Raw genomic sequence first — 23605 nt, 5'->3', positions numbered from 1 at the left:
TTTGATTTTTCAAAGACTTATATATTTTTAAAATTAAGATTTGGTATGCTTGTTATCCATATTTTTATTTTTTTCCTAGCTTCTTGTCAATTATTTGATAAAAAAATTCCCCAGATGATTGACAAATACCAATAAACTCATATCATATTTGGATAGTATGTAAAAAAGTTTTGAAAAAAAGGTTTGAATAAAGGAGAAATCTTGATAAATATCTTGAAGGTTGATTGTTTAAGAGTATAATATACAATTGCTAGAAATCTATTTATCGAGATTTTTTTATCTCTAAAAGGCAAATATTATTTGTCCTATTTTTGTAAACAGTAAGGAGTAAGAATGGCCCAATATCATAAAAAGTTATATGGGAAAACAGAGAGAATGTCCTTCTCAAAGTTTCCTGAAGTCTTAGATTTACCAAATTTATTAAAAGTTCAAAAAGACTCTTATGAGTGGTTTATTAAAGAAGGTCTTGGAGAAATCTTAGAAGATATTTCCCCAATTGAAGACTATAATGGCAAACTAAGCCTAGAATTTACAGGTTTTGAGTTTGAAGAAGAACCAAAATATAGCCTAAAAGAAGCGAAATATAAGGACCTAACCTATGCTAGAGACCTTAAGGTTATGGCTATTTTATTTAATAAAGAAACTGGTGAGATCAAAAGACAAGAAGTTTTCATGGGAGATTTCCCAATGATGACTGATTCTGCAACCTTCGTCATAAATGGTGCAGAAAGAGTTATAGTAAGCCAGCTTGTAAGATCTCCAGGTGTTTACTATGCAGAAGAAACAGACAAGAGTGGAGATAAGCAATACTCATCTACAGTTATCCCAAATAGGGGTGCATGGATTGAGTTTGATACTGATGCAAGTCATACAGTAAACGTAAGGCTTGATAGGACTAGAAAGCTTCCAGCTACTACCCTAGTGCGTGCACTTTTGTTTGACACAGATGAAGAAATTATAAAGGCTCTTGGTGATACCCCACACTTAAGAAATACCTTAGAAAAGGAAAATTCTGAAAATAGTGAAGAGGCCTTGATAGAAATATACAGAAAATTAAAACCAGGTGACCCTGCGTCACTCGAATCTGCTACTACCCTTATTAACAACCTTCTTTTTGATGATAGAAGATATGATTTAGCTAGGGTTGGTAGGTATAAGTACAACTTAAAACTTGCCCTTGCTCCAAGAATCGCTGGTGAAATCGCCGCTGAAGATATTGTGGATACAGAAACTGGAGAAATTTTTGTAAAAGCAGGCGAAGTTATAAGCGAAGATATAGCTAAGGCTATTGAAAATTCAGGCATAGTTTCAGTCGATATTAGAAAATTAAATTCTGAAGAAGAAGAAATTGTCCTAAGAATTGTTGGCAATAATTTTGTTGATATCCACGCCTTTGAGAGACTCGAAGGATTAGATATAGACTTTGATGAATTTAGTGAAAAAGTTTATTATCCAGTAATGACTGAGATTATTGACGAAGCTGAAACCGATGAAGAATTAATAAAGATGATGCAAAAAAGAAAGAAAGAACTTTCTCCAAAGCACATTACCAAGTCAGATATACTTGCAGTTGTAAATTACCAATTCAACCTTTTTGAAGGGGTAGGTGATACTGACGATATCGACCACCTTGGCAACCGTCGTGTAAGAGGTGTTGGCGAGCTTCTTCAAAACCAATTTAGGGTTGGTCTTGCTAGGATGGAAAGAGTTGTTCGTGAAAGAATGACTACCCAAGATCCTGACATTGCAACTCCACAAGGCTTAATCAACATCAAACCAGTTACAGCTGTTATTAAAGAATTCTTTGGTTCATCCCAATTGTCACAGTTCATGGACCAAACTAACCCAATGAGTGAGTTAACCCATAAGAGAAGACTTTCTGCTCTAGGACCAGGTGGTCTTTCAAGAGATAGGGCAGGCGTTGAAGTAAGGGACGTTCACGATTCTCACTACGGAAGAATTTGTCCGATAGAGACTCCAGAAGGACCAAATATCGGTCTTATCACATCTCTTACAACTTATGCGAGAATTAATAAATACGGTTTTATTGAAACTCCATACAGGGTTGTTAAGGAAGGTGGAGTTGTAACAGACGAAATTGACTACCTAACAGCAGACATTGAAGATGACTACATCATAGCCCAAGCCAACGAACCACTTGATGAAAACAACAGGTTTGTAAACGAAAGAGTTTCTGGCCGTGGTTATAGGGGTGAAAATGATATTTATCCAAGGGATTCTATCCAATATATGGACGTTTCCCCACAACAGATCGTATCTGTCGGAGCATCTCTAATACCTTTCCTTGAAAACGACGACTCAACCAGGGCCCTAATGGGTGCTAACATGCAGCGTCAGGCAGTGCCTTTAATTAAATCGCAAGCTCCAATTGTAGCTACAGGTATTGAACATAGGGCTGCAAAAGACTCAGGTGTATGTGTTGTATCAAAAACTGACGGAAAAGTAGTTTATGTAGCGGCTGATAAAATAAAAGTAAAAACACCTAATGGTGAAGTTATAACTTATGAGCTTCTTAAATTTGAAAGAGCCAACCAAGGCACAACTATAAACCAAAGACCGATAGTAAAATTAGACGAAGACGTAAAAGAAGGTCAAGTTCTTGCAGACGGTCCATCAACAGATAATGGCGAGCTTGCCCTTGGTAAAAACATTCTTATCGCCTTTACAACTTGGGAAGGCTATAACTTCGAGGATGCGATGCTCCTTAACGAAGAGCTTGTAATAAACGATGTTTTAACATCAGTTCATATCGAAGAACACGAGTGTGAAGCTAGAGAAACCAAACTTGGTGCTGAAGAAATTACCAAAGATATACCAAATGTCGGCGACGATATGAAAAAAGATCTTGATGAAAATGGTGTAATTAGAATTGGTGCTGAAGTAGCAAGTGGAGATATCCTAGTAGGTAAGGTCTCTCCAAAGGGAGAAACTGAGCTATCTCCAGAGGAAAGACTTCTTCGTGCGATTTTCGGTGAAAAGGCTAGAGAAGTGAGAGATACATCCCTAAAGGTACCTCATGGTGAAAAGGGAATCGTAGTTGATGTTAAAGAATACAACAAAAAAGACGGAGACGAACTATCTCCAGGTGTAAATAAAGTAATTAGAGTTTATGTAGCTACCAAGAGAAAAATCATGGTAGGAGATAAGATGTGTGGTCGTCACGGTAATAAGGGTGTCGTTTCAAGGATTTTACCAAGAGAAGACATGCCATTCTTGCCAGACGGAACCCCAATCCAAATCTGCTTAAACCCACTAGGTATCCCATCTCGTATGAACTTAGGTCAGGTACTTGAAGTTCACATGGGCCTTGCAGCAAGGACACTTGGTTGGAAGATAGCAACACCAGTATTTGATGGTGCTATGGATACTGAAATTGAAGATGTCTTAGAAGAAGCAAAGAAAGTAGCTCCTTTCGTAAACAAGACAGGCAAGATTAGATTGCGTGACGGTAGAACTGGTCTAGAGTTCCAAAACCCTGTAACAGTCGGCGTTATGTACATGCTTAAGCTCCACCACATGGTAGAAGAGAAAATCCACGCAAGATCTATTGGACCATACTCACTTGTAACCCAACAACCCCTAGGTGGTAAGGCACAATTTGGTGGCCAGAGGTTTGGTGAGATGGAGGTTTGGGCTCTTGAAGCCTACGGCGCAAGCCACACCCTCCAAGAAATCTTAACTGTTAAATCAGATGACGTTACAGGTAGGGTTAAGACCTACGAATCAATCGTAAAGGGTGAAAATATCCCAGAGCCAGGCACACCTGAGTCCTTCAAAGTTTTAGTTAAAGAGCTTCAATCACTAGCTCTTGATGTAGAACTTTTAGATGAAGATGGACAAGTCGTTGAGCTTAAGGAAAATATCGATGATCAAGATAGGTTTTCACAGGTAGAAAAGATAGATGCGTCTAAGATTAGAAACCAAAGCAAGCTACTTGCCAAAGCTAATGCCCCTAAGGAAGACGGTGAGGCAGAGGAAGTTAGCGAAGCTTAGGAGAAGGGAAGTTTATGAGCGAATTAAATCAATTTTATGGGATGAGGATGAAAGTTGCATCCCCAGAAAGAATACGAAGCTGGTCTCATGGCGAGGTTAAGAAACCTGAAACTATAAACTATAGGACCCTTAAACCTGAAAAAGACGGTCTTTTCTGCGAAAAGATTTTCGGTCCAACCAAGGATTATGAATGTTCTTGTGGAAAATATAAGAGAATGAGATACAAGGGCGTAGTTTGTGAAAAGTGTGGGGTCGAAGTAACTAAGTCTAAGGTTAGACGTGAGAGAATGGGCCACATCGAGCTTGCAGCTCCAGTTTCTCATATATGGTTCTTCAAGGGAATTCCTTCAAAGATGGGACTCTTACTAGATATGAGCCCAAGAGTTTTGGAAAAAATCCTCTACTTTGCATCCTATGTAGTAATTAATCCGGGTTCTACAGACCTTGTTGCTAAACAAGAAATCTCAGAAACTGAATACCAAGATATATTGGAAGAATATCCAGATGATACAGAATTTAAGGCAGCTATGGGTGCTGAAGCTATCAAGGAACTTCTTTCAAATATTGACCTTGAAAAGGAATACCAACTCCTACTAAAGGAACTTGATGAGTCCTCAAACCAAAAGAAGGTGAGAGTTTCAAGACGTCTTGAAGTAGTAGATGCCTTTTTAACAAGTGGCAATAAACCTGAATGGATGATCCTAGATGTGCTCCCAGTTATGCCACCTGAACTTAGACCAATGGTTCAACTTGAAGGTGGTAGGTTTGCTACTTCTGACTTAAATGACCTATACAGAAGAGTTATCAACAGAAATAACAGACTAAAAAGACTTCTTGACATAGGTGCACCAGAAATCATCGTTAGAAATGAAAAGAGAATGCTCCAAGAAGCAGTTGATGCCCTAATCGACAACGGTCGTAGGGGTAGGGCTGTAACTGGCGCTTCAAATAGAAATATGAAGTCTCTATCAGACCTCCTTAAAGGTAAGTCTGGTAGGTTTAGACAAAACCTTCTTGGTAAGAGGGTTGACTACTCAGGCCGTTCTGTAATCGTAGTAGGTCCAGACCTTAAGTTTAACCAATGTGGTTTGCCACAAGAGATGGCCCTTGAGCTATTTAAGCCATTTATTATGAACAAAGTAGTTGAAAAAGAAATGGCCCACAACCTAAAAACTGCCAAGAAAATGGTAGAGAAAAAAGACCCAAGAGTTTATGAAGTCCTAGAAGAAGTAATCAAGGACCACCCAGTTTTGCTAAACCGTGCTCCGACTCTTCACAGGCTTGGTATCCAAGCTTTCGAGCCAATTCTTGTAGAAGGAAAGGCAATAAAGCTTCATCCACTAGCTTGTAACGCCTTTAACGCCGACTTCGATGGTGACCAGATGGCTATCCACCTTCCACTATCAAATGAAGCTCAAATCGAGGCAAGACTTCTAATGATGTCAACCAACAATATCCTTGGTCTTAAGGATGGTAAGCCAATTACAACTCCTTCTCAGGATATGGTGCTAGGTGCTTATTATCTAACAACCATCAAAGAAGGTGCCAAGGGCGAGGGTATGGTTTTTGAATCAACAAATGAGATGAAAAAAGCCCTAGTTGCTGGCATAGTTGAATACCAATCAAAAGTTGGTGTTAGAGTTAAAAAAGACGCCATGGACCCAGGCAAGATTGTAGAGTCTTCAGTAGGTAGGTTCATCTACAATGAAGGTCTGCCACAAGATTTAGGCTATGTAAATAGGAAAGAAGACCCATATTCACTTGAAGTTGATACCCTAATCGACTCAGGTATGTTAAAGGAAATTATCGACAAGTGCTTTAGAAAGCATGGCAACATCAAAACTGCCGAAGTTCTTGACTATATCAAGCAAACAGGCTATAAGTACTCAACCCTATCAGGTCTAACTGTATCTATGGATGACGTAAAGATTCCAGCAGAAAAATGGTCCCTAATAGATGAGGCAGATGCTGCAGTTGATAAGTATGACAAACTTTATAGACGTGGTTTGATAACAGACCATGAAAGATATGAAAAGGTAATTGAAATCTGGCAAGATACCACAAACAAGGTAACAGATGCTCTTCTTGCAGACCTTAAAGATGATAACAACATCAAGATCTTTGCAGACTCTGGTGCCCGTGGTTCTACCAACCAGATTAGACAGCTAGGCGCTATGCGTGGACTTATGAGTCAGGCCGATGGTAAGATTATCGAAATTCCTATCAAGGCCAACTTTAGAGAGGGTCTTTCAGTGCAAGAATACTTTATCTCTACCCACGGTTCTCGTAAGGGTCTTACAGATACAGCGCTAAGAACTGCCGACTCAGGTTACCTAACCCGTAGGATGGTAGATATTTCCCAAGACGTAATTGTTACAGAAGATGACTGCCATTCAGATGGTTTTGTTGTTGCTCACGAATTTAAGGATGGCAACGAATTAATCGAAGATTTAAGAACAAGGATTGTTGGCCGTACATCTTTTGAAGATATTAAAGACGAAGCTGGCGAAATAATTGTTCATAAAGACGAAGTAATAGATGAAGATTTGGCTGATAAGATTGTAGCAGCTGGCATTAAGGAAGTAAAATTAAGGTCAGTTCTAGAATGTAAGGCTAAACAAGGTGTTTGTGCAAAATGCTACGGTAGAAACCTTGCAACAGGCAAGCACGTCAATATGGGTGAAGCAGTTGGTATCATAGCCGCCCAATCAATCGGTGAGCCGGGTACCCAGCTAACCATGAGGACCTTCCACTCCGGTGGTATCGCAGGCGTTGGAATTACCCAAGGTCTTCCAAGGGTTGAGGAGCTTTTTGAAGCTCGTAAACCAAAGGGTCTTGCCTTCATCGCAGCCAACTCTGGTACAGTTTCCCTAATCCAAAATGATAAGAAAACTGACGTTGAAATCACAGGTGCTGATGGTACATCCAGAAAGTACAACATTCCATTTGGTTCAAGAATTTTAGTTAAAGACGGCGAAGAAGTAGAAATCGGTGCCCAACTAACAGAAGGTTCTCTAGATCCACATGACGTACTAGATGTATTAGGCAAAATTGGAGTTCAAGATTACATTACCAAGGAAGTCCAAAAAGTATATAGGCAACAGGGTGTAGAAATTGACGACAGGCACATAGAAGTAATTGCCCGTCAGATGTTAAAGAAGGTTAAAATTATTGAATCAGGCGATACAGAATTCTTGCCAGAAAGCTTGCAAGATAGGCGTGAAGTTGATATAGTAAATGATCAAATGAAAGAAGCTGGCAAAAAACCTGCCATCTACGAACAAGAACTCCTTGGTATCACCAAGGCAAGCCTTGCGACAGATTCATGGCTATCAGCCGCATCCTTCCAAGAAACAACCAGAGTCCTAACAGATGCTTCAATCAAGGGCAAGGTAGACGACCTAAGAGGTCTAAAGGAAAATATCATCATTGGTAAGCTAATTCCAGCAGGTACAGGTCTAAAATACTACAACAATGTAGAAATAGACTATGAAACCAAAGAGTTAGAAGATGAGCAAATCAAAGCCAACCTTGAACTAATAGAAGCAGAAGAAGAAACTGAAGAATTATAAAACGAAAGGCCCCTCGTGGGTCTTTTTTATTTGGAAATTTTGCAGAAAACTACCATAGGCAAGGGGAAGTTAGGAAATATAATAATAGTGAAAAGAATTTAGGGCGGAATAAGTCTATCCATAAATAAGAAGGAGGAAAAAATGAAAACAAGAGAGAAGGGAATCATTGCCTATATTTTGTTAACCTCAATTTTAGGAGCCATAACAATTCTTACAATCCCATATGCCATGGCACAAGAATCTTATCTTTATTATGGTTATGTGGTGGTTTTCCTAACTTGCACAATCCTTTCAGGAATAAGTTTAAAAAGATACCAGAAAACAGTCAAATATTTTGACCTGGGAGAATATTTAACTAGCCAACAAGAAGATTTTGCAAGGATAATCCACGATGAAATCATCCAAGACCTCTATGGGATAATAAATAATTTGAACTTAAAAACACCAGGTGTTGATAGGGCAAAGACAATCGCAGAAAATTTAGAAATCAAATCCAGGTCTATCATGACCTTTTACAGGCAAAGTATAATTTCCGATATGAGTCTTGAGGAAAATGTTAAAAGCATTTTTTATGACATAGGGAGTCTTTATCCGGGCAAAAATTTTGATCTTACTCTTGAGATTTCTGAAAATACTAAGGAAATAAATCCTCAAAGTCTAAGGACTATTCTAATCATAACAAAAGAGCTAATTAATAATATTTATAAACACTCTAAGGGGTCAAAAATTACCTATAAGATGGATTTAGAAGGGGGAGATTTAATCTTAGAGGTTACAAGTGATGGGGCGAGTGAAAATGATTTTAGAAATATAGGGGAATCTAGGGGTGGGGTCTTGTTTATGAAATTTTTGCTAGACTCACTTGGTGGATCCATAAAATATTTCTATAAGGACGGAATATTGAAAACTCAAGTAAGGCTAGGGATTGATTAATGAAGATAATAATTTTAGACGACCACAAAATTTTTGGAGAAAGCCTAAGAGCCTTGCTAATGGAAAATGCGGAAATTAGCCAATGTGATTTTGTGAGCGCTATTGAAGAATTTTATAAAAAAATAGAAACAGATTCCTATGACATCTGTCTTCTTGATATAAACCTAGATAAGAATTCTGGTTTTGATGTCCTTAAAAACTTGCGAGCAAAGAAATTTGGATTTAAAATTCTAATCCTATCCTCCTATACAAACCCAATCTACAAGAAAAAAGCCCTAGACCTAGGTGCAGCAGGATATATATCAAAATCCATAGATTCTAAAAGCTTAATCGAAAAAATATGTCAAATTAATAATGGATTTAGCTTTACGAATGAAAAACATTTCGAAAACCCCCTTACAAAAAGGGAAGAAGAAGTCCTAAAAGCACTAATAACAGGCAAAACCAATACCCAAATAGCCAAAGGCCTATACATAAGCGAACGCACTTTATACCACCACATAGAAAATATCTACAACAAATTGAAGGTAGAAAATAAGGTGGAATTATACGGCAAAGCCTTAGAATTAGGTTATGTAGACCGATTTTAGAAAATCACTAGGAGAATATTTTGTTTTTTAAGACTCCTTAATCATAATAGTTTTGTTGACATTACAAGAGGATTTCGTGTTATAATAATGTAAGGTGTAATTATTATGTAAACGTAAATAGTTAAATATTTGTATTAATTAATTATTTTTTATAAATAGGAGATAAATTATGATTATAGCTATTGGTGGTGGTGAAGTATCTCAAAATCAAACTTATGAGATAGATAAATTTATTGTTGAATCATCAAAAAAAGAAAATCCAAATTTTCTATTTATTCCCACAGCAAGTAAAGATGCTGAGCCATATATAAAAACCATTAAAGAATTGTATGAGAGTTTAGGTTGCAAAACTGATACCTTGCATTTATCTAATGTAGAAGTAAATAGGGAAGATGTTAATCAAAAGATTGAAAAAGCAGACATCATATACGTTGGCGGTGGCAATACTGCATATATGATGGAAGTATGGAAACAATACTCTATTGATAAGGAGCTAATAAAAGCTTATACAAGCGGAAAGGTACTAGCGGGCTTAAGTGCAGGATCGATCTGCTGGTTTATTGCGGGTCATAGCGATAGTGAGTTTATAGAAGATGTTGAGAATCCAAAACATAAGTGGGTTAAAGGCTTAGGTATAATTCCTTATTTACATTGCCCACACTATGATGAGCCTGAAAGAGCAGGCTTTGATGAGTTTTTTAATGGACAAGTCGCAGATGCTATCGCAATAGAAAATCAGGCGGCAGTTGTTTGGGATAATTATGAAATCAAGGTAATTAAAGCTAACAATAGTAAAAATGCGTATAGACTTTCATGGAGTGATACAGGTTTGAATAAAGAAGTTTTATATTAAGACTTTACACCCGGTTACTCTACTACGAGCATATCGAAGAATTGTAGATTTTATTTTAGAAAAATATTATATAAACGAAAAAATGAATTGTGGGAGTTGAGACAATGAAATTTGTACCAGAAGAATTTAAGTTAAAAGATGACAGAGTCTGCAAAATCAGAGAAATTCATGTAGATGATGCTGCAAAGATGGTTTCTTATTTAAAAACTGTTATGGGAGAATCTGATTTTATGAACTCTTATCCAGATGAAATAACTATGACAGCCGAAGAGGAAGAAAAAATGATAAAAGGTTTTAATAAGTCAGATACTACCCTCATGCTTGTTGTTGAAATGGAAGGAAGACTTATTGCAAGTGGTACTATTATAAGATTAGCAAAGAGTAAAATGCGTCACAGGGGAAATGTTGCTCTTGCCGTGCTTAAAGAATTTTGGAATTTAGGAATCGGAAAAAAGATTCTTATATCTCTAGAAAGCTATGCCAAAGAATTGTGCCTTTCCCAGATAGAATTAGATTATTATTCTGGCAATAATAGAGCCAGGGCTCTTTATGATAAAATTGGATTTGTTGAGACTGGAAAAACTCCTAATGCCATTATTTTAAAGGATGGGAGAGCATACGATAGCATAAAAATGGTGAAAAGTATTTAAAAAATCAACGAGAGATGATTCTTAGTAAAAAAACTTAATTATTATTTAGTTTATAAATATAAAAATGACGACGATGCATCTACAGAACCCTCGATTAAGAGAACTATAGAGATTTCTCACTTCGTTCGAAATGGGAGACTTGAATTTAAACTTATCTGCTAAAAAAACATATTAGCATAATAAAATTTGTATTAGCATTATTTTTATTTTCTAAGAATAGTAAGAAAAACGTACCCGTCTCGAGCGAAGTCGAGAGACCTACTAGGGACAATTGAAGTAAGTTTTCTCATACATTCGGGGGGGGGGACCTAAATATTAACAAATTTTATGAATCAAAAAAGACCCAGCTGGGTCTTTTTACATTTCTTACTTACTCAAAAACTCATTAGCTTCTTTAAGTCCCTCGATTATTTCAAGGCTTTGTGGGCAGATGTTTTCGCACTTGCCGCATTCTATGCAAGTCTCTGGGTTTACTCCGTCTTTTAAATATTCTTCGTAGGATTTTTTCGATATATCGGCCTCATCGTATAAAAAAGCCTTGTTCCACATTGAAAATACCTTTGGAATGTTGATTTCTACTGTACATGGCAGGCAGTATTCACAGGCTGTGCAGGCAATTTTTTCTCTTCTTTTATAAATTTCCCTGGCCTTGTCATAAAACTCTATTTCTTTTTCAGATAATCTAGGATCTGCACTTGCGATTGCCATATTTTCTGCTACCTGGTCACTAGTATTCATGCCGGATAAAACTGTCATGACATTATCAAGTGATAAGGGGAATTTAATGGAAAGTTGGGCAGGTGATAGGTATGTAAATTTAGCCATAATCTCCCTTACTTCGATAGGGGGATTTGCAAGTCTGCCGCCCTTAACAGGTTCCATTATTACTAGAGGAATGCCCATTTTCTTGGCAAGGTCATAGCCCTTCATACCAGCTTGGAGGTTGATATCCAAATAATTTAGCTGGATTTGGCAAAAATCCCAGTCGTAAGCCTTGATTATTTCTTCGAAGGCTTCGTATTCATCGTGGAAGGAAAAACCTATATTTTTCACAAGGCCTTTTTCCTTAAGTTCATCAACAAAGTCAAAGACTCCAAGGTCTACCATTTGCCTAAAACGCTTGATATCTAGTGAATGGAGGAGGTAAAAGTCTAGGTAGTCTGTCCTTAGTTTTTCTAATTGTTCAGAAAAAATCCTATAAAAATCTTCCTTTTCCTTGATTAGCCAACAAGGAAGTTTACTTGCAAGATAGATTTTATCCCTCAAATTATTTTCTTCTAAAAACTCTCCGACAAATCTTTCGCTCATTTTTTCGTGGTAAGGGTAGGCTGTATCGATGTATGTAAGACCCTTTCCAATCGCTTCTTTGAGGATTTTTGCAGATTCGACCTTGTCAATTTTTGAATTATCACCGTCAATCGTCTTAAATCTCATACACCCAAAACCGAGTCTGGAAATTTTCTCTCCTTTAAAATCAAAATATTTCATATGTATCCTTTCTTTTTTTCTCTCCGCTAATATTGTATCATATTTTTGGGGAAATTTCGGCGAAGAGCTGGGAAATTTGGTATAGTAGGATTAAAGGAGAAATTATGGAAGAAAAAATATCGTTTAAATCACTACCCGCCTTTATTATTTTGGGCATTTTCACTGGTCTTTTAATTGGATTTTTTAAAAAGATAATTGGCTTGCTTGCAGGCTTTATGGATGGCTTTCTAACAACTGGCACAAGCAAGGATAAGCTAATTTTCATGGCCCTTATTATCCTTATTGGCCTAATTACTTATTTTATTTTGAAAAAAGATAAGAATACCAAGGGCTCTGGCATCCCAGTCATGACAGGCATGATGGAGGGAACAATAAAAGTTTCTAGCGAAAAAACCATAATAGGCAAATTTATAGCCTCTGTTTTGACAATAGGTTCTGGTCTTACAGTTGGTAGGGAGGGCCCATCAGTCCAATTAGGTGGTCTAGCTGGAGATATAGTAGGGAAATTCTTCCCTAATGTCAATAGGAATTTATTTATTGGTTCAGCTGCAGCATCAGGTTTTGCTGTTGCCTTCAACGCCCCTGTGGCATCTTTGTTATTCGCTGTTGAGGAGATTTTTAGGACTCATAATTTTTCTACTTTCTTATCTTCAGCCCTTACAATTATCTCAGCTACAGTCACATCCGGCTTGGTTTTTGGTGACAATCCAAGCCTAGAAAATATACCAGCCTTCGCTAATATAGACCAAAAATCCTTGGTCCTAATCGTGATTTTGGGAATCCTAGCAGGCCTATCTGGAGCCTTATTTAACAAAGTTGTCATAGGTTCAAAATCCCTTTACAAAAAAATTGCCTTACCAGAATTAGTAAAATATCTCGCTCCCTTTGTAATTACAGGGCTTGTTTTACTCATTGACCCAAGGCTTTTTGCTTCTGGTGAAGAATTAATTTATTTACCAAGTGAGGGAAATGCTAGTCTTGCCACCCTTATTTATATGTACGGCGCAAAAATTTTGCTCCTTTCCCTAGCCTTTGGCATTGGCCTGTCAGGGGGATCACTTGTACCGCTTTTGGCAATCGGGGCAATCTTGGGAAATATTTACGGCTCAATCCTCGCTGACCTTGGCCTAATCCCTGTAGAAATGATTTACGCCATATCCCTAATCGCCATGGCAGGCCATTTTTCAGCCATAGTAAGGACTCCAATTACAGCTATTATCCTGATTTTGGAAATGACTGGAGGAGCTTTTTCAAATATTTTGGCCCTCGCAGTAGTATCCTTTGTAGCCTACCTAGTGGCAGAAATGCTAAAATCTAAACCATTTTACGAAGACCTCTATGAAAGGCTTCTACTAACAGAAAAATCTTCCTAGGCTGGGGAAGATTTTTTTAACTTGTAAAATTCACAAAAAATATGTCACTGCCTAGAGAAATGTTATGAAAAGTGTAGAATATAAGCCAGGAGCGAATATGAAAAAGAATTATTCTTATGTATTATGGATATCTATCTTGATAATATTTTTCTGCATTTTAAAAAAGAATAGCGAATTTAACCAAGCTTGGGTTGATTCTTACATGGAAAGAATGCGCTTAGAAGAGTTTTTGAAATCTAGGATTTCCAAGGATAGGGAAGAAGAAATAAAAAAATTAACAAGAAAGGCTGATGAAATAAGAATCCAAGCTTTTCTTGATAGAAAAATAAAAGAAAAAACACAAGCAGAATCCCAGGCTGCCGCAAAGCACGTGCAGCATTTGGCGAAAAAATATCCTCAAGTTAAGGGAAGGATTATTATTAAGGGTACAAAAATTGATTTTCCAGTCGTCCAGGGCAAGGATAATGAATTTTACTTAGACCATAATTTCGATAATAAATATTATATTAATGGAGCTGTCTTCATAGACTATGTCCACAAGGGCGATTTTTCAGACCAAAATACAGTAATCTACGGCCATAATGTGAGGATTGGCTATATTTTCCATGACCTTGATAAGTTTAGGGATAAGAATTTTATCAAAAACCATTCGGAAATTATTATAGATACTCCAGAAAAAAGAAGAATCTTTGAAGTTATTTGCGCTATGGATATAAAAGTTGATGCAGACTACAGGTTTTATGAATACGATGATGATGAATTTAAGGATTATCTGAAACTCATTAAGGATAATAACATCCTTAAAAATAAGCCTCTGCCAAAGAAAGAAGATAAACTTTTAACCTTGTCAACCTGTTCGGATATAAGTGATAGGTACGCCATAGTGGCAGTAGAAACTACAGGCAAGTTTGTAAGGCCAAAGGACTTTGACCACCAAAAAGACTTGCTTTTACATGATAGAAGAAAGACTAGAGATATTTTTATATATTAGTCTTATTAATTAATTTACGCTGACTATATAGAATCATAGTAAAAAAATCTTCCGTTATTTAATCGGAAGATTTTTTTATGAATGCATCAATTTTTTTAAAATAATCACTATCAGCATAGACAGCATCAGCGTGGCCGAAGCCATTAATAATATATTTTTCCTTATAACCTTGTTCTTTAGCATCATACATTGAATAGGTATCAGATACTGGTACAAAGTCATCTCCTGTGGTGTGGATAAACATTATAGGAATGGCAGATTTTTCAACTTCTTCAATGGGTTTTATTGATGATATAGTAATATTAGACTTGATATTCCCCATTATATTTGCCATATATAGGACAGGAAAGCTAGGCAAGTTGAATCTTAGTCTGAGTTCTTTTTTAAATATTTTCCATAAGTCAGCATAACCACAGTCGTCTATTATTGCCTTTACATTTTCAGGAAGAATTTTACCGGAAGCATTTAATACTGTTGCCCCACCCATAGATGTACCATGAAGGGCGATTTGAGCCTTGGGGTTTTCTTTTATTATAAGATTTATAAAAGACAGCAAGTCCTCACTATCCTTATCACCCATTGTGATGTACTTACCTTCACTTGGTTTATGGCCTCTAAGACTATATGTTAAGACATTGTAACCCAACTTATAGAATCCAGCTCCATAGATTTTAGACCTATTTTCTGAAGATTGGTAACCATGAACTATTATCACCCATTTATCGGTAGGGGAATTTTGCTCATAGGTGTGACCTATAAGCCTTAGTCCATCGGGAGTACTAACTGAAATTTTCTTAGTATAGTCCTTGACTTCTGCCAACCACTTATCCTTTCGTGTCTCCAAGGCTTTCTTATTCTTACTAATTATTTTATCTTCTTCTATATTAAGGGCTATTTTGGGTCTATTTTCACCACCTGACTTTGCAACAAGGGCAAAATTTACGAAGTATGACCCGATAATATATGTGGATGTAATACATATAATTGCAATGATAAGTAGGATTTTTTTATAATATTTTTTAAACTTTTCCATATATAGTTCTTTAACTCCTCCGATACATCTAGTTGTTAAAACCAGATAGATTATATTTTAAAACAAATGAAGAGTCAATAGAAAATTAATTTTTGAATTTAATCAAATAAATAAGATATTGTTAAAGCAACAAAGAGGATGAAGTACTTATGGATCATTACTTGACCAATGAGCCAACTTCTAGGGTGGATTAGTAGATTTGCTTTGCCTATGGTGGTTGGGTCTTTATTTCAAGTAGACATTATTCTAGAATAAGAAAGATAGCTTATAAATTAAAACACTTTTAAAATGAACATTAAAGTAACTTTCTAAAAAATACGCAAAAAAAAGCTGGGGGAAAGTCCTCCAGCTTTTGTTTCTCTCAGATTAATTCTTTAACTTTTTCTAGGGCAGCATCGAAGTTTACTTCGTTGGTAACTTCTGGAACGTATTCAACGTATTGGATGATTCCTTCTTTATCAACTACAACAACTCCCCTTGCAAGAAGTTTAAGCTCATCAATTAAGAAACCGTATTTTTCGCCAAATTCTCTTTCCTTATAGTCAGAAACCATTTCTAGATTTGCTATATCCTCATTAGCACAAAATCTTTTTTGGGCAAATGGTAGGTCTTCTGTGATAGTAACTATAACAACATCATCAGAAAGCTCTAGGGCATCGTGGTTAAATTTCTTAGCTTGGATAGCGCAAACGCTGGTGTCAAGGGATGGGGCTACTGAATAAACAACAACTTTTCCCCTCAAATCTTCTGAATTAAAATCTGAAAGATCATTTTTTGTTGCCTTAAAAGCTTTTGCCTTTTGGCCAACTTCAACTTGACTTCCTAAAAGAGTCATTTTATTTCCTGCAAATGTAATGTTCATTGTTCTTCCTCCTTAAGCTAGGACAAGTTTTTATTAAAGATAGCTACAAACCTATTTCAAGCTAGGTCGAGATAGAAAGCAGTTTTTAAAAAAACTGTCTTGCTTACAAAATTTATCTGTAAATTTTACTAAAATAATTTTCTAGCACTTTTATTATACCCAATCTTTATTGATGTTTATAATTTTTTTTGATATTTTGTATAAAAATTATTGTCTGACGAGTTTTATGATTTTGTTTTTTCATTAGGATGGAGATTGCTTTTATAAATTAAAATAAACCTTACAATCTATAATAGATAGAGTAATTTACTTGACAAGTAGGGGTTAAGCGTGTAAGATAGTTAAGGATTGGCAGAAGTTGCCAATTTATTAAATTTTAAAGAATAGGAGGTGCATTATGCCAACAATTAATCAACTTGTTAGAAAAGGTAGAAAGAGTGAAAAATCTAAATCAGATACACCAGCTTTAGGTTATAACTACAATACTCTTAAGAGTAGAATAACTCCTAACCAATCACCACAAAAACGTGGGGTTTGTACATCAGTTAGAACAGTTACACCTAAAAAGCCAAACTCAGCTTTAAGAAAGATTGCCAGAGTTAGACTTACAAATGGTGCTGAAGTGCTTTCTTACATTCCAGGAATTGGACACAACCTTCAAGAACACAGTGTTGTACTAATCAGAGGTGGTAGGGTAAAGGACCTTCCAGGTGTTAGATACCATATCATCAGAGGTACATTAGATACAGCAGGTGTTGATGGAAGAAAACAAGGAAGATCTAAATACGGAGCAAAAAGAGGCTAGTAATTAGTTGAAATAAGTGCATAATGTGCCTATTTATATAAAAGGTATATGTGCACACTTAACGATTAAGATCGAGTACTCAAGATATTACACATAATTGGTAAAGGAGGGAAGAAAAGTGTCAAGAAAAGGACATATACCAAAAAGAGAGGTAATGCCTGATGCTAAGTATAACGATAGAGTAGTAACAAAACTTATCAACAATGTTATGCTAGATGGCAAAAAAGGCCTTGCTACAAAAATAGTTTATGAAGCTTTTGATATAGTACAAGAGACCAAAGGCGAAGACGCTATAGAAGTTTTCCACCAAGCGATGGAAAATATTATGCCAACTCTAGAAGTTAAGGCAAGAAGAATCGGTGGTGCAAACTACCAAGTACCAATGGAAGTTAGACCAGAAAGAAGACAAACACTAGCCCTTAGATGGTTAGTAAATTTCGCTCGTCTTAGAGGCGAAAAAACTATGGTTGAAAGACTTTCTAAAGAAATTATCGATGCATCTAACAATGCGGGTGCCGCAGTAAGAAGAAAAGAAGAGATGCATAGGGCAGCAGAAGCTAATAAGGCTTTCGCTCACTTTAGATATTAGTTAGGGGGATAGATGCCTAGACAGGTTGCACTTAAAGATACCAGAAATATAGGAATTATGGCCCACATAGACGCAGGTAAAACTACTTGTACAGAAAGAATCCTATATTACACTGGTAAAATTTATAAAATCGGAGATACCCACGATGGAACAGCAGTAATGGATTCCATGGAACAAGAAAAAGAACGTGGTATCACAATAGGATCTGCTGCAACAACAGCATTCTGGAAAAACCATAGAATTAATATTATCGATACACCAGGCCACGTTGACTTTACTGTAGAGGTTGAAAGATCTCTAAGGGTACTAGACTCAGCAGTAGCCCTATTCGATGCTAAAAGTGGTGTAGAACCACAATCAGAAACTGTTTGGAGACAAGCTGACAAGTACAACATCCCAAGAATTTGTTTTATCAACAAAATGGATGCTACAGGTGCAGATTTCTTCATGGCAGTTGATACAATCAAAGATAAACTAAAAGCAAACGCAGTTCCACTTGAAATTCCAATAGGAGCTGAGCAAACTTTTGAAGGTGCTGTAGACCTTGTAACCATGCAAGCAGTAACATATTCATCTGAAGACCTTGGAGCACATCCAAAATATTCTGAAATCCCAGCAGACCTTAAAGACTTAGCTGAAGAATACAGAAACAACCTTCTTGAAGAATTATCAGAAGTTGATGATACAATCATGATGAAATACCTAGAAGGTGAAGCAGTAACTGAAGATGAAATCAAAACAGCAATCAGAAAAGCAACTATAGAACAAAAAATATTCCCATGTCTACTAGGTTCTGCCTACAAGAACAAGGGAGTACAACCACTACTAGATGCAATTGTTGACTACATGCCAAGCCCAGTAGATGTACCAGCTATAGAAGGTGTTGACCCTAAAGACCCAGATGTTGTAATTGAAAGACACCCTGGAGATGATGAGCCAACAGCAGCTCTAGCATTCAAGGTCGTAACTGACCCATATGTAGGTAAGTTAATCTACGTTAGAATCTACTCAGGTACAATCGAATCTGGTTCTTATATCTACAACGCTACAAAAGGCAAGAGAGAAAGAGTTGGACGTATCATGCAAATGCACTCTAATAAGCAAGAAGAAATTCCAAAAGGTTATGCAGGGGATATCGTAGCTTTATTAGGTCTTAAAGATACAACAACAGGTGATTCCCTATGTGAGCAAGATAATCAAATTATCCTAGAACAAATGGAATTCCCAGATCCAGTAATCTCAGTAGCTATCGAACCAAAAACAAGAGCATCCCAAGATAAGATGATTATCGGACTTCAAAAACTTGCAGAAGAAGATCCAACCTTCCAAACAAGATCAGATGAAGAAACAGGTCAAACAATTATCTCAGGAATGGGCGAGCTTCACCTTGAAATTATCGTAGACAGACTTCTAAGAGAATTCAAAGTAGAAGCAAACATCGGTAACCCACAAGTAGCTTACAGAGAATCAATTACTAAAGAAGCTGAAGCTCAAGGTAAGTTTGTAAGACAATCAGGTGGTTCTGGACAATACGGTGATGTTATGCTTAGGGTTGAACCAGGCGAAGAAGGATCAGGAATCACATTCGAATCCAAAATCGTCGGTGGTGCAGTACCAAAAGAATACATCAGACCAGTTGAAGAAGGTGTTAAGGAAGCCGCAGCAGCAGGCGTACTTGGTGGCTATCCAATGGTAGACGTTCACGTAACACTATTTGACGGATCTTACCACGAAGTCGACTCATCAGAAGTTGCCTTCCACGTTGCAGGTTCAATCGGATTTAAGAATGCTGTACAAAAAGCAGGACCAGTCCTACTAGAACCAATTGAAAAAGTTGAAATCACAACTCCAGACGAGTATCTTGGAGATGTAATGGGCGACGTATCATCAAGAAGAGGAAAGATAGACGGCATGAATCCAAAAGACGGAATCCACGTCCTAGACGCATTCATTCCATTATCTGAAATGTTCGGATACGCAACAGACCTAAGAAGTAAGACTCAAGGTAGAGCAACATACTCAATGAGCTTTGACCATTACGCAGAAGTTCCAGCATCTATAAGAGATGAAGTAATTAACAAATAATTAATATAGGAGAATAAAATGAGCAAACAAACATTTGAAAGAAGCAAACCACATATTAATATTGGTACAATCGGCCACGTAGACCACGGTAAAACAACAACAACAGCAGCAATCACCCAAGCTCTAAACAAAAAATACGGCACAGGTGAATACATCGATTACGAACACATCGATAAAGCTCCAGAAGAAAGAGAACGTGGAATCACAATCAACACATCTGTAGTAGAATACGAAACACAAAAAAGACACTACGCACACATCGACGCTCCAGGCCACGCTGACTACGTTAAAAACATGATCACAGGTGCAGCACAAATGGACGGCGCAATCATCGTAGTATCTGCAGCAGACGGTCCAATGCCACAAACAAGAGAACACATCCTACTAGCAAGACAGGTAGGTATACCAAAAATCGCAGTATTCTTAAACAAAGAAGACCAAGTAGATGACCCAGAACTAATCGAACTAGTAGAAATGGAAGTAAGAGACCTACTAAACGAATACGACTTCGACGGCGACAACTGCCCAGTAATCGTAGGATCAGCACTAAAATCACTCCAAGAAGGCGGAGAAGGCCCATGGTCAGACAAAATCCTAGCCCTAATGGACGCAGTAGATGAATACTTCGACATCCCAGAAAGAGACAACGACCAACCATTCCTAATGCCAGTAGAAGACGTAATGACAATCTCAGGCCGTGGAACAGTAGCAACAGGAAGAGTAGAAAAAGGAACTCTAAAAGTAGGCGACACAGTAGAAATCGTAGGTCTAACAGAAAAAACATCTCAAGCCGTAGTAACAGGTGTAGAAATGTTCCACAAATCACTAGACCAAGCAGAATCAGGCGACAACGTAGGAGTACTACTAAGAGGTGTTCAAAGAAACGAAATCTCAAGAGGACAAGTACTAGCAAAACCAGGTAGCGTACACCCACACACAGAATTCGAAGGACAAGTATACGTACTAACCAAAGAAGAAGGTGGACGTCATACCCCATTCTTCTCAGGCTACAGACCACAATTCTTCTTCAGAACAACAGATGTAACAGGTGACATCCAACTAGAAGACGGAGTAGAAATGGTAATGCCAGGAGACAACGCAACATTCAAAATCACACTTCAAAAGCCAATCGCCCTAGAAGAAGGACTAAGATTCGCTGTACGTGAAGGTGGTAGAACAGTAGCATCAGGCGTTGTAACAAAAATCGTAAAATAGTTCAAAAAACAACGGGAAAATCTCGTAGAACTGAGACAATCAATAGATAGTCCAGCAAATGTCTAGAAGGAGCGAAGCTTCTTCTGGAAAATAGATTTTAAAATAATAATAAATTATTTTTATAAGAAAGAATCATCTTTCAAAGAATCTTATTAAATTTAAAAAAGCGGGCCTGGCTCGCTTTTTTGTTTAGGAGAAGCTATGTTAAAGAAAAAAACTTTTCTTAGTATTTTTCTGATTTTAATGCTTGTTTTTACGGCTTGTGCTAAAAAGGATAAGCTAGCTGAAAAAGAAAAGTTACAGCAGGCTCTTGAGAGTAGCGAAAATATCGAGAAAAAAATATCTAAGAAAAAGAAATCTTCAAAAAAGAAAATAGGAGTGCCTTACGAAATAGGTATTACGCCAGATGATTACAATATGGATTATGACACATCAAGACTCCTATCATTTGAGGATAAGAAGAGTAAGTATTATCCAAAAGACGGCGTTAGGGGTTTATATCTCAACTCTGGTTTAGTAAATAATCCTGAAGTTTATAATAAGATAATTAGTCTAATTGAAAATTCTAATTTAAATACGGTTGTTATTGATGTTAAGGACGACTGGGGCAATGTTACTGTAAATTTTAATACTGATAACGAAGAAGTTAAATATGCAAATAGTAAATTGCTTAACGCAAAAACTCTTATTACAGACCTTCATGCTAGGGGGATTTATGTTATAGCTAGGATTACTACCTTTAAAGATTCAGTCATCACAAAACTTCATCCTGAGTGGGGATTTAAAAGAGAAAATGGAAGTTTGTGGGCGAATGCTAACGGGGAGGTTTTTGTCAATCCTTTCCTAAAAGAAGTCCAAGATTATAATATTGAGATAGGCGAGCTTGCTGCTGAGGCAGGTTTTGATGAAATCCAATATGACTATGTAAGGTTTGCTGAAGGTTTTGAAACTTTTGGAGATACCCTTTCCTATTCAAGGGGTGAATATGAAAATAAGCCAATGGCAGAGGGGGATAAGAGGGTTGCTGCAATAACAGGATTTGTTAGGAAGGCCAGAGAATCTATCTCAGCCTATGGGTTACCAGTGTCTGTGGATGTATTTGGCTATGCCCTTCAAGCAGGCAGGGCTAGTGGTATTGGACAAGATTTTTCAGAAATATCCAACGAGGCAGATATAATGAGTTCAATGATTTATCCTTCTCACTGGGGAGCGTATTCTTTTGACATAGAAAAACCCGACTTAGAACCTTATGAACTTGTTAAAAGATATCTTAAGGAAGAACAAGCAATATTTAAGTCTCTAGATCATAGTCCACAATCACGTCCATGGATTCAGGATTTTACTGCATCTTGGCTGGGTGACGGAAATTGGATGGTATATGACGCAGATGCTGTCCAAGCTCAAATTGATGCGATATATGAGTCTGGTCAAAGAGAATATTTGATTTGGAATTCAAATAGCACCTATACAGAGGGTGTTGATTATTAAAACAGGGAAATTTACCTGAACCCCTCCATCCATATTCCGGATTTTGGGGTTCAGGTCAAATTCCCTGTTTTTTTGTACAAAAAAAAACCACCTAAGCTTAGGTGGTAAAATTTTATAGCCTATGTTTTCTTCTAAATTGAGAAGGAGTTTGTCCGGCTTTCTTTTTAAAAACTTGGTTAAAGTATGATTGGGAATTAAAACCTACCATAGCAGATATTTCTTCCATAGAGTGGTTAGTTGAAATTAGCAAACTCTTCGCAATTTCTATTCTTTTAAGAATTAAATATTCGATTGGTGTAATCCTATATGACTGTTTAAATTCAGAAATAAGGTGGAACTTATTCATGTAGGCCATAGCAGAAAGGTCTTCGAGTTTTATATCCTCACTGTAATTTGAATCAATGTATGATTTAATATAGTCGATCTGCCTATTAACCTTCTTGTCACGTTTGATTGTTATATCTTTTCTGTATTTTCTAAGAAGATTGATAACTAAAGTTGTGGCAGTTGCATTTGCAAGCGATCTGGCAAAGATATCATTACTTTTGTATTCCCTGTGGATATCTTCAAAATAATCTTCAAATCTTAAAGCCTTATTTCTATTATCTATATGAAAATAGTTGATTGATTTAGATTCGTCATCGTCAAGCCCTGCTATAGAAACACTTTCTATACCAAAACCTAAGTATTTAACATTAGAAATACTTTTATCTAGGTGAAGAGTATGGCCTACATTTGAATTAATAATTATAAGGTCGCCAGTATTAACTTCGATATTGTCGTTTTCTATAGTAAGTCTTCCAAATCCTTCATCTAGGTAATAAAAATATGTAAAAGGATGAAATTGAATTCTGCTTGAAATTTTTGAATCATTAATATTTTTTTGAGCATCGAGAATTTTTATTTCGAGATTATTTAGACTATTTTCTTCTTCTATAATTTGTTCATTATTTTTTTCCATTTTTTAAGCCTCTGTATTATTGCTAAACTTTATATTGTATCGTAATTATAATTATACATATATTATACTATATTTCAGGAAAAATTTTAACAATAATAAGACA

17 protein-coding genes are annotated in these 23605 nt (G+C 36.7%); 13 read left to right on the top strand and 4 right to left on the bottom strand.

Features of this window, described 5'->3' with window-relative positions; translation table 11 throughout:
• Positions 1-333: 333 nt before the first annotated feature.
• From rpoB to HMPREF1630_RS07940, 6 genes are all read left to right on the top strand, one after another.
• Positions 334-4014, top strand: a complete 3681-nt coding sequence (rpoB, locus tag HMPREF1630_RS07965) for a DNA-directed RNA polymerase subunit beta (RefSeq protein WP_037328608.1) — start codon at positions 334-336, stop codon at positions 4012-4014.
• A gap of 14 nt (positions 4015-4028) precedes the next feature.
• On the top strand, positions 4029-7586 hold the full coding sequence (gene rpoC / locus HMPREF1630_RS07960) for a DNA-directed RNA polymerase subunit beta' (protein ID WP_037328606.1): 3558 nt from the start codon (positions 4029-4031) through the stop codon (positions 7584-7586).
• 141 nt (positions 7587-7727) lie between these two features.
• The gene (locus HMPREF1630_RS07955; RefSeq protein WP_052039411.1) at positions 7728-8519 is read left to right on the top strand and encodes a sensor histidine kinase; all 792 of its coding nucleotides are present in this window, start codon (positions 7728-7730) and stop codon (positions 8517-8519) included.
• Positions 8519-9109 carry a response regulator transcription factor gene (locus HMPREF1630_RS07950; RefSeq protein ID WP_037328605.1) on the top strand — a complete coding sequence of 197 codons (591 nt, stop codon included), beginning with the start codon at positions 8519-8521 and terminating at the stop codon, positions 9107-9109. Before HMPREF1630_RS07955 ends, HMPREF1630_RS07950 begins: the two co-directional genes overlap by 1 nt.
• A 169-nt stretch (positions 9110-9278) precedes the next feature.
• The gene (locus tag HMPREF1630_RS07945) at positions 9279-9962 is read left to right on the top strand and encodes a Type 1 glutamine amidotransferase-like domain-containing protein (RefSeq protein ID WP_037328603.1); all 684 of its coding nucleotides are present in this window, start codon (positions 9279-9281) and stop codon (positions 9960-9962) included.
• A 104-nt stretch (positions 9963-10066) separates the two neighbouring features.
• A complete protein-coding gene (locus HMPREF1630_RS07940; protein ID WP_037328601.1) occupies positions 10067-10612 on the top strand; it encodes a GNAT family N-acetyltransferase in 546 nt (181 codons plus the stop codon).
• Positions 10613-10978: 366 nt separating this feature from the next.
• Here HMPREF1630_RS07940 and HMPREF1630_RS07935 read toward each other — a convergent pair whose 3' ends face one another.
• The gene (locus HMPREF1630_RS07935) at positions 10979-12100 is read right to left on the bottom strand and encodes an aldo/keto reductase (RefSeq protein ID WP_037328600.1); all 1122 of its coding nucleotides are present in this window, start codon (positions 12098-12100) and stop codon (positions 10979-10981) included.
• Between the two features lie 104 nt (positions 12101-12204).
• Here HMPREF1630_RS07935 and HMPREF1630_RS07930 point away from each other — a divergent pair, with 104 nt between their 5' ends.
• Both HMPREF1630_RS07930 and HMPREF1630_RS07925 read left to right on the top strand, forming a co-directional pair.
• Positions 12205-13473: a ClC family H(+)/Cl(-) exchange transporter gene (locus HMPREF1630_RS07930; protein ID WP_037328599.1), complete on the top strand. Its 1269-nt coding sequence runs from the start codon at positions 12205-12207 to the stop codon at positions 13471-13473.
• 97 nt (positions 13474-13570) lie between these two features.
• On the top strand, positions 13571-14464 hold the full coding sequence (locus HMPREF1630_RS07925; protein WP_037328598.1) for a class B sortase: 894 nt from the start codon (positions 13571-13573) through the stop codon (positions 14462-14464).
• A 58-nt stretch (positions 14465-14522) separates the two neighbouring features.
• On the opposite strand, the gene HMPREF1630_RS07920 is transcribed toward HMPREF1630_RS07925, so the two are convergent.
• Positions 14523-15497 (bottom strand): alpha/beta hydrolase, encoded by a 975-nt coding sequence (locus tag HMPREF1630_RS07920; RefSeq protein ID WP_037328596.1) that lies wholly within the window; start codon positions 15495-15497, stop codon positions 14523-14525.
• Between the two features lie 361 nt (positions 15498-15858).
• Positions 15859-16359: a thiol peroxidase gene (gene tpx / locus HMPREF1630_RS07915; RefSeq protein WP_037328594.1), complete on the bottom strand. Its 501-nt coding sequence runs from the start codon at positions 16357-16359 to the stop codon at positions 15859-15861.
• 397 nt (positions 16360-16756) lie between these two features.
• On the opposite strand from tpx, the gene rpsL reads away from it, so the two are divergent.
• The 5 genes from rpsL (at position 16757) to HMPREF1630_RS07890 (ending at position 22541) form a co-directional block, all read left to right on the top strand.
• Positions 16757-17164 carry a 30S ribosomal protein S12 gene (gene rpsL, locus HMPREF1630_RS07910; RefSeq protein WP_004828284.1) on the top strand — a complete coding sequence of 136 codons (408 nt, stop codon included), beginning with the start codon at positions 16757-16759 and terminating at the stop codon, positions 17162-17164.
• 118 nt (positions 17165-17282) lie between these two features.
• Positions 17283-17753, top strand: coding sequence for a 30S ribosomal protein S7 (gene rpsG / locus HMPREF1630_RS07905; protein WP_037328592.1), 471 nt, complete (start codon positions 17283-17285; stop codon positions 17751-17753).
• Between the two features lie 12 nt (positions 17754-17765).
• On the top strand, positions 17766-19838 hold the full coding sequence (fusA, locus tag HMPREF1630_RS07900) for an elongation factor G (RefSeq protein ID WP_004828288.1): 2073 nt from the start codon (positions 17766-17768) through the stop codon (positions 19836-19838).
• An 18-nt stretch (positions 19839-19856) separates the two neighbouring features.
• A complete protein-coding gene (gene tuf / locus HMPREF1630_RS07895; RefSeq protein WP_037328590.1) occupies positions 19857-21053 on the top strand; it encodes an elongation factor Tu in 1197 nt (398 codons plus the stop codon).
• Between the two features lie 201 nt (positions 21054-21254).
• Positions 21255-22541, top strand: coding sequence for a putative glycoside hydrolase (locus HMPREF1630_RS07890; RefSeq protein ID WP_037328589.1), 1287 nt, complete (start codon positions 21255-21257; stop codon positions 22539-22541).
• Between the two features lie 112 nt (positions 22542-22653).
• Here HMPREF1630_RS07890 and HMPREF1630_RS07885 read toward each other — a convergent pair whose 3' ends face one another.
• Positions 22654-23502 (bottom strand): AraC family transcriptional regulator, encoded by an 849-nt coding sequence (locus tag HMPREF1630_RS07885; protein WP_037328587.1) that lies wholly within the window; start codon positions 23500-23502, stop codon positions 22654-22656.
• Positions 23503-23605: the final 103 nt, after the last annotated feature.

The sequence above is a fragment of the Anaerococcus lactolyticus S7-1-13 genome (assembly GCF_000758765.1).
GTDB lineage: Bacteria > Bacillota > Clostridia > Tissierellales > Peptoniphilaceae > Anaerococcus > Anaerococcus lactolyticus.
The sequence above is the reverse complement of the archived record's forward strand: the minus strand, read 5'-3'. Positions and strand labels throughout refer to the sequence as shown.

Excerpts from the sequence above, each read along its gene's own strand:
- rpoB (WP_037328608.1), top strand. The coding sequence starts at position 334 with ATGGCCCAATATCATAAAAAGTTATATGGGAAAACAGAGAGAATGTCC.
- rpoC (WP_037328606.1), top strand. The coding sequence starts at position 4,029 with ATGAGCGAATTAAATCAATTTTATGGGATGAGGATGAAAGTTGCATCC.
- HMPREF1630_RS07955 (WP_052039411.1), top strand. The coding sequence starts at position 7,728 with ATGAAAACAAGAGAGAAGGGAATCATTGCCTATATTTTGTTAACCTCA.
- HMPREF1630_RS07950 (WP_037328605.1), top strand. The coding sequence starts at position 8,519 with ATGAAGATAATAATTTTAGACGACCACAAAATTTTTGGAGAAAGCCTA.
- HMPREF1630_RS07945 (WP_037328603.1), top strand. The coding sequence starts at position 9,279 with ATGATTATAGCTATTGGTGGTGGTGAAGTATCTCAAAATCAAACTTAT.
- HMPREF1630_RS07940 (WP_037328601.1), top strand. The coding sequence starts at position 10,067 with ATGAAATTTGTACCAGAAGAATTTAAGTTAAAAGATGACAGAGTCTGC.
- HMPREF1630_RS07935 (WP_037328600.1), bottom strand. The coding sequence starts at position 12,100 with ATGAAATATTTTGATTTTAAAGGAGAGAAAATTTCCAGACTCGGTTTT.
- HMPREF1630_RS07930 (WP_037328599.1), top strand. The coding sequence starts at position 12,205 with ATGGAAGAAAAAATATCGTTTAAATCACTACCCGCCTTTATTATTTTG.
- HMPREF1630_RS07925 (WP_037328598.1), top strand. The coding sequence starts at position 13,571 with ATGAAAAAGAATTATTCTTATGTATTATGGATATCTATCTTGATAATA.
- HMPREF1630_RS07920 (WP_037328596.1), bottom strand. The coding sequence starts at position 15,497 with ATGGAAAAGTTTAAAAAATATTATAAAAAAATCCTACTTATCATTGCA.
- tpx (WP_037328594.1), bottom strand. The coding sequence starts at position 16,359 with ATGAACATTACATTTGCAGGAAATAAAATGACTCTTTTAGGAAGTCAA.
- rpsL (WP_004828284.1), top strand. The coding sequence starts at position 16,757 with ATGCCAACAATTAATCAACTTGTTAGAAAAGGTAGAAAGAGTGAAAAA.
- fusA (WP_004828288.1), top strand. The coding sequence starts at position 17,766 with ATGCCTAGACAGGTTGCACTTAAAGATACCAGAAATATAGGAATTATG.
- tuf (WP_037328590.1), top strand. The coding sequence starts at position 19,857 with ATGAGCAAACAAACATTTGAAAGAAGCAAACCACATATTAATATTGGT.
- HMPREF1630_RS07890 (WP_037328589.1), top strand. The coding sequence starts at position 21,255 with ATGTTAAAGAAAAAAACTTTTCTTAGTATTTTTCTGATTTTAATGCTT.
- HMPREF1630_RS07885 (WP_037328587.1), bottom strand. The coding sequence starts at position 23,502 with ATGGAAAAAAATAATGAACAAATTATAGAAGAAGAAAATAGTCTAAAT.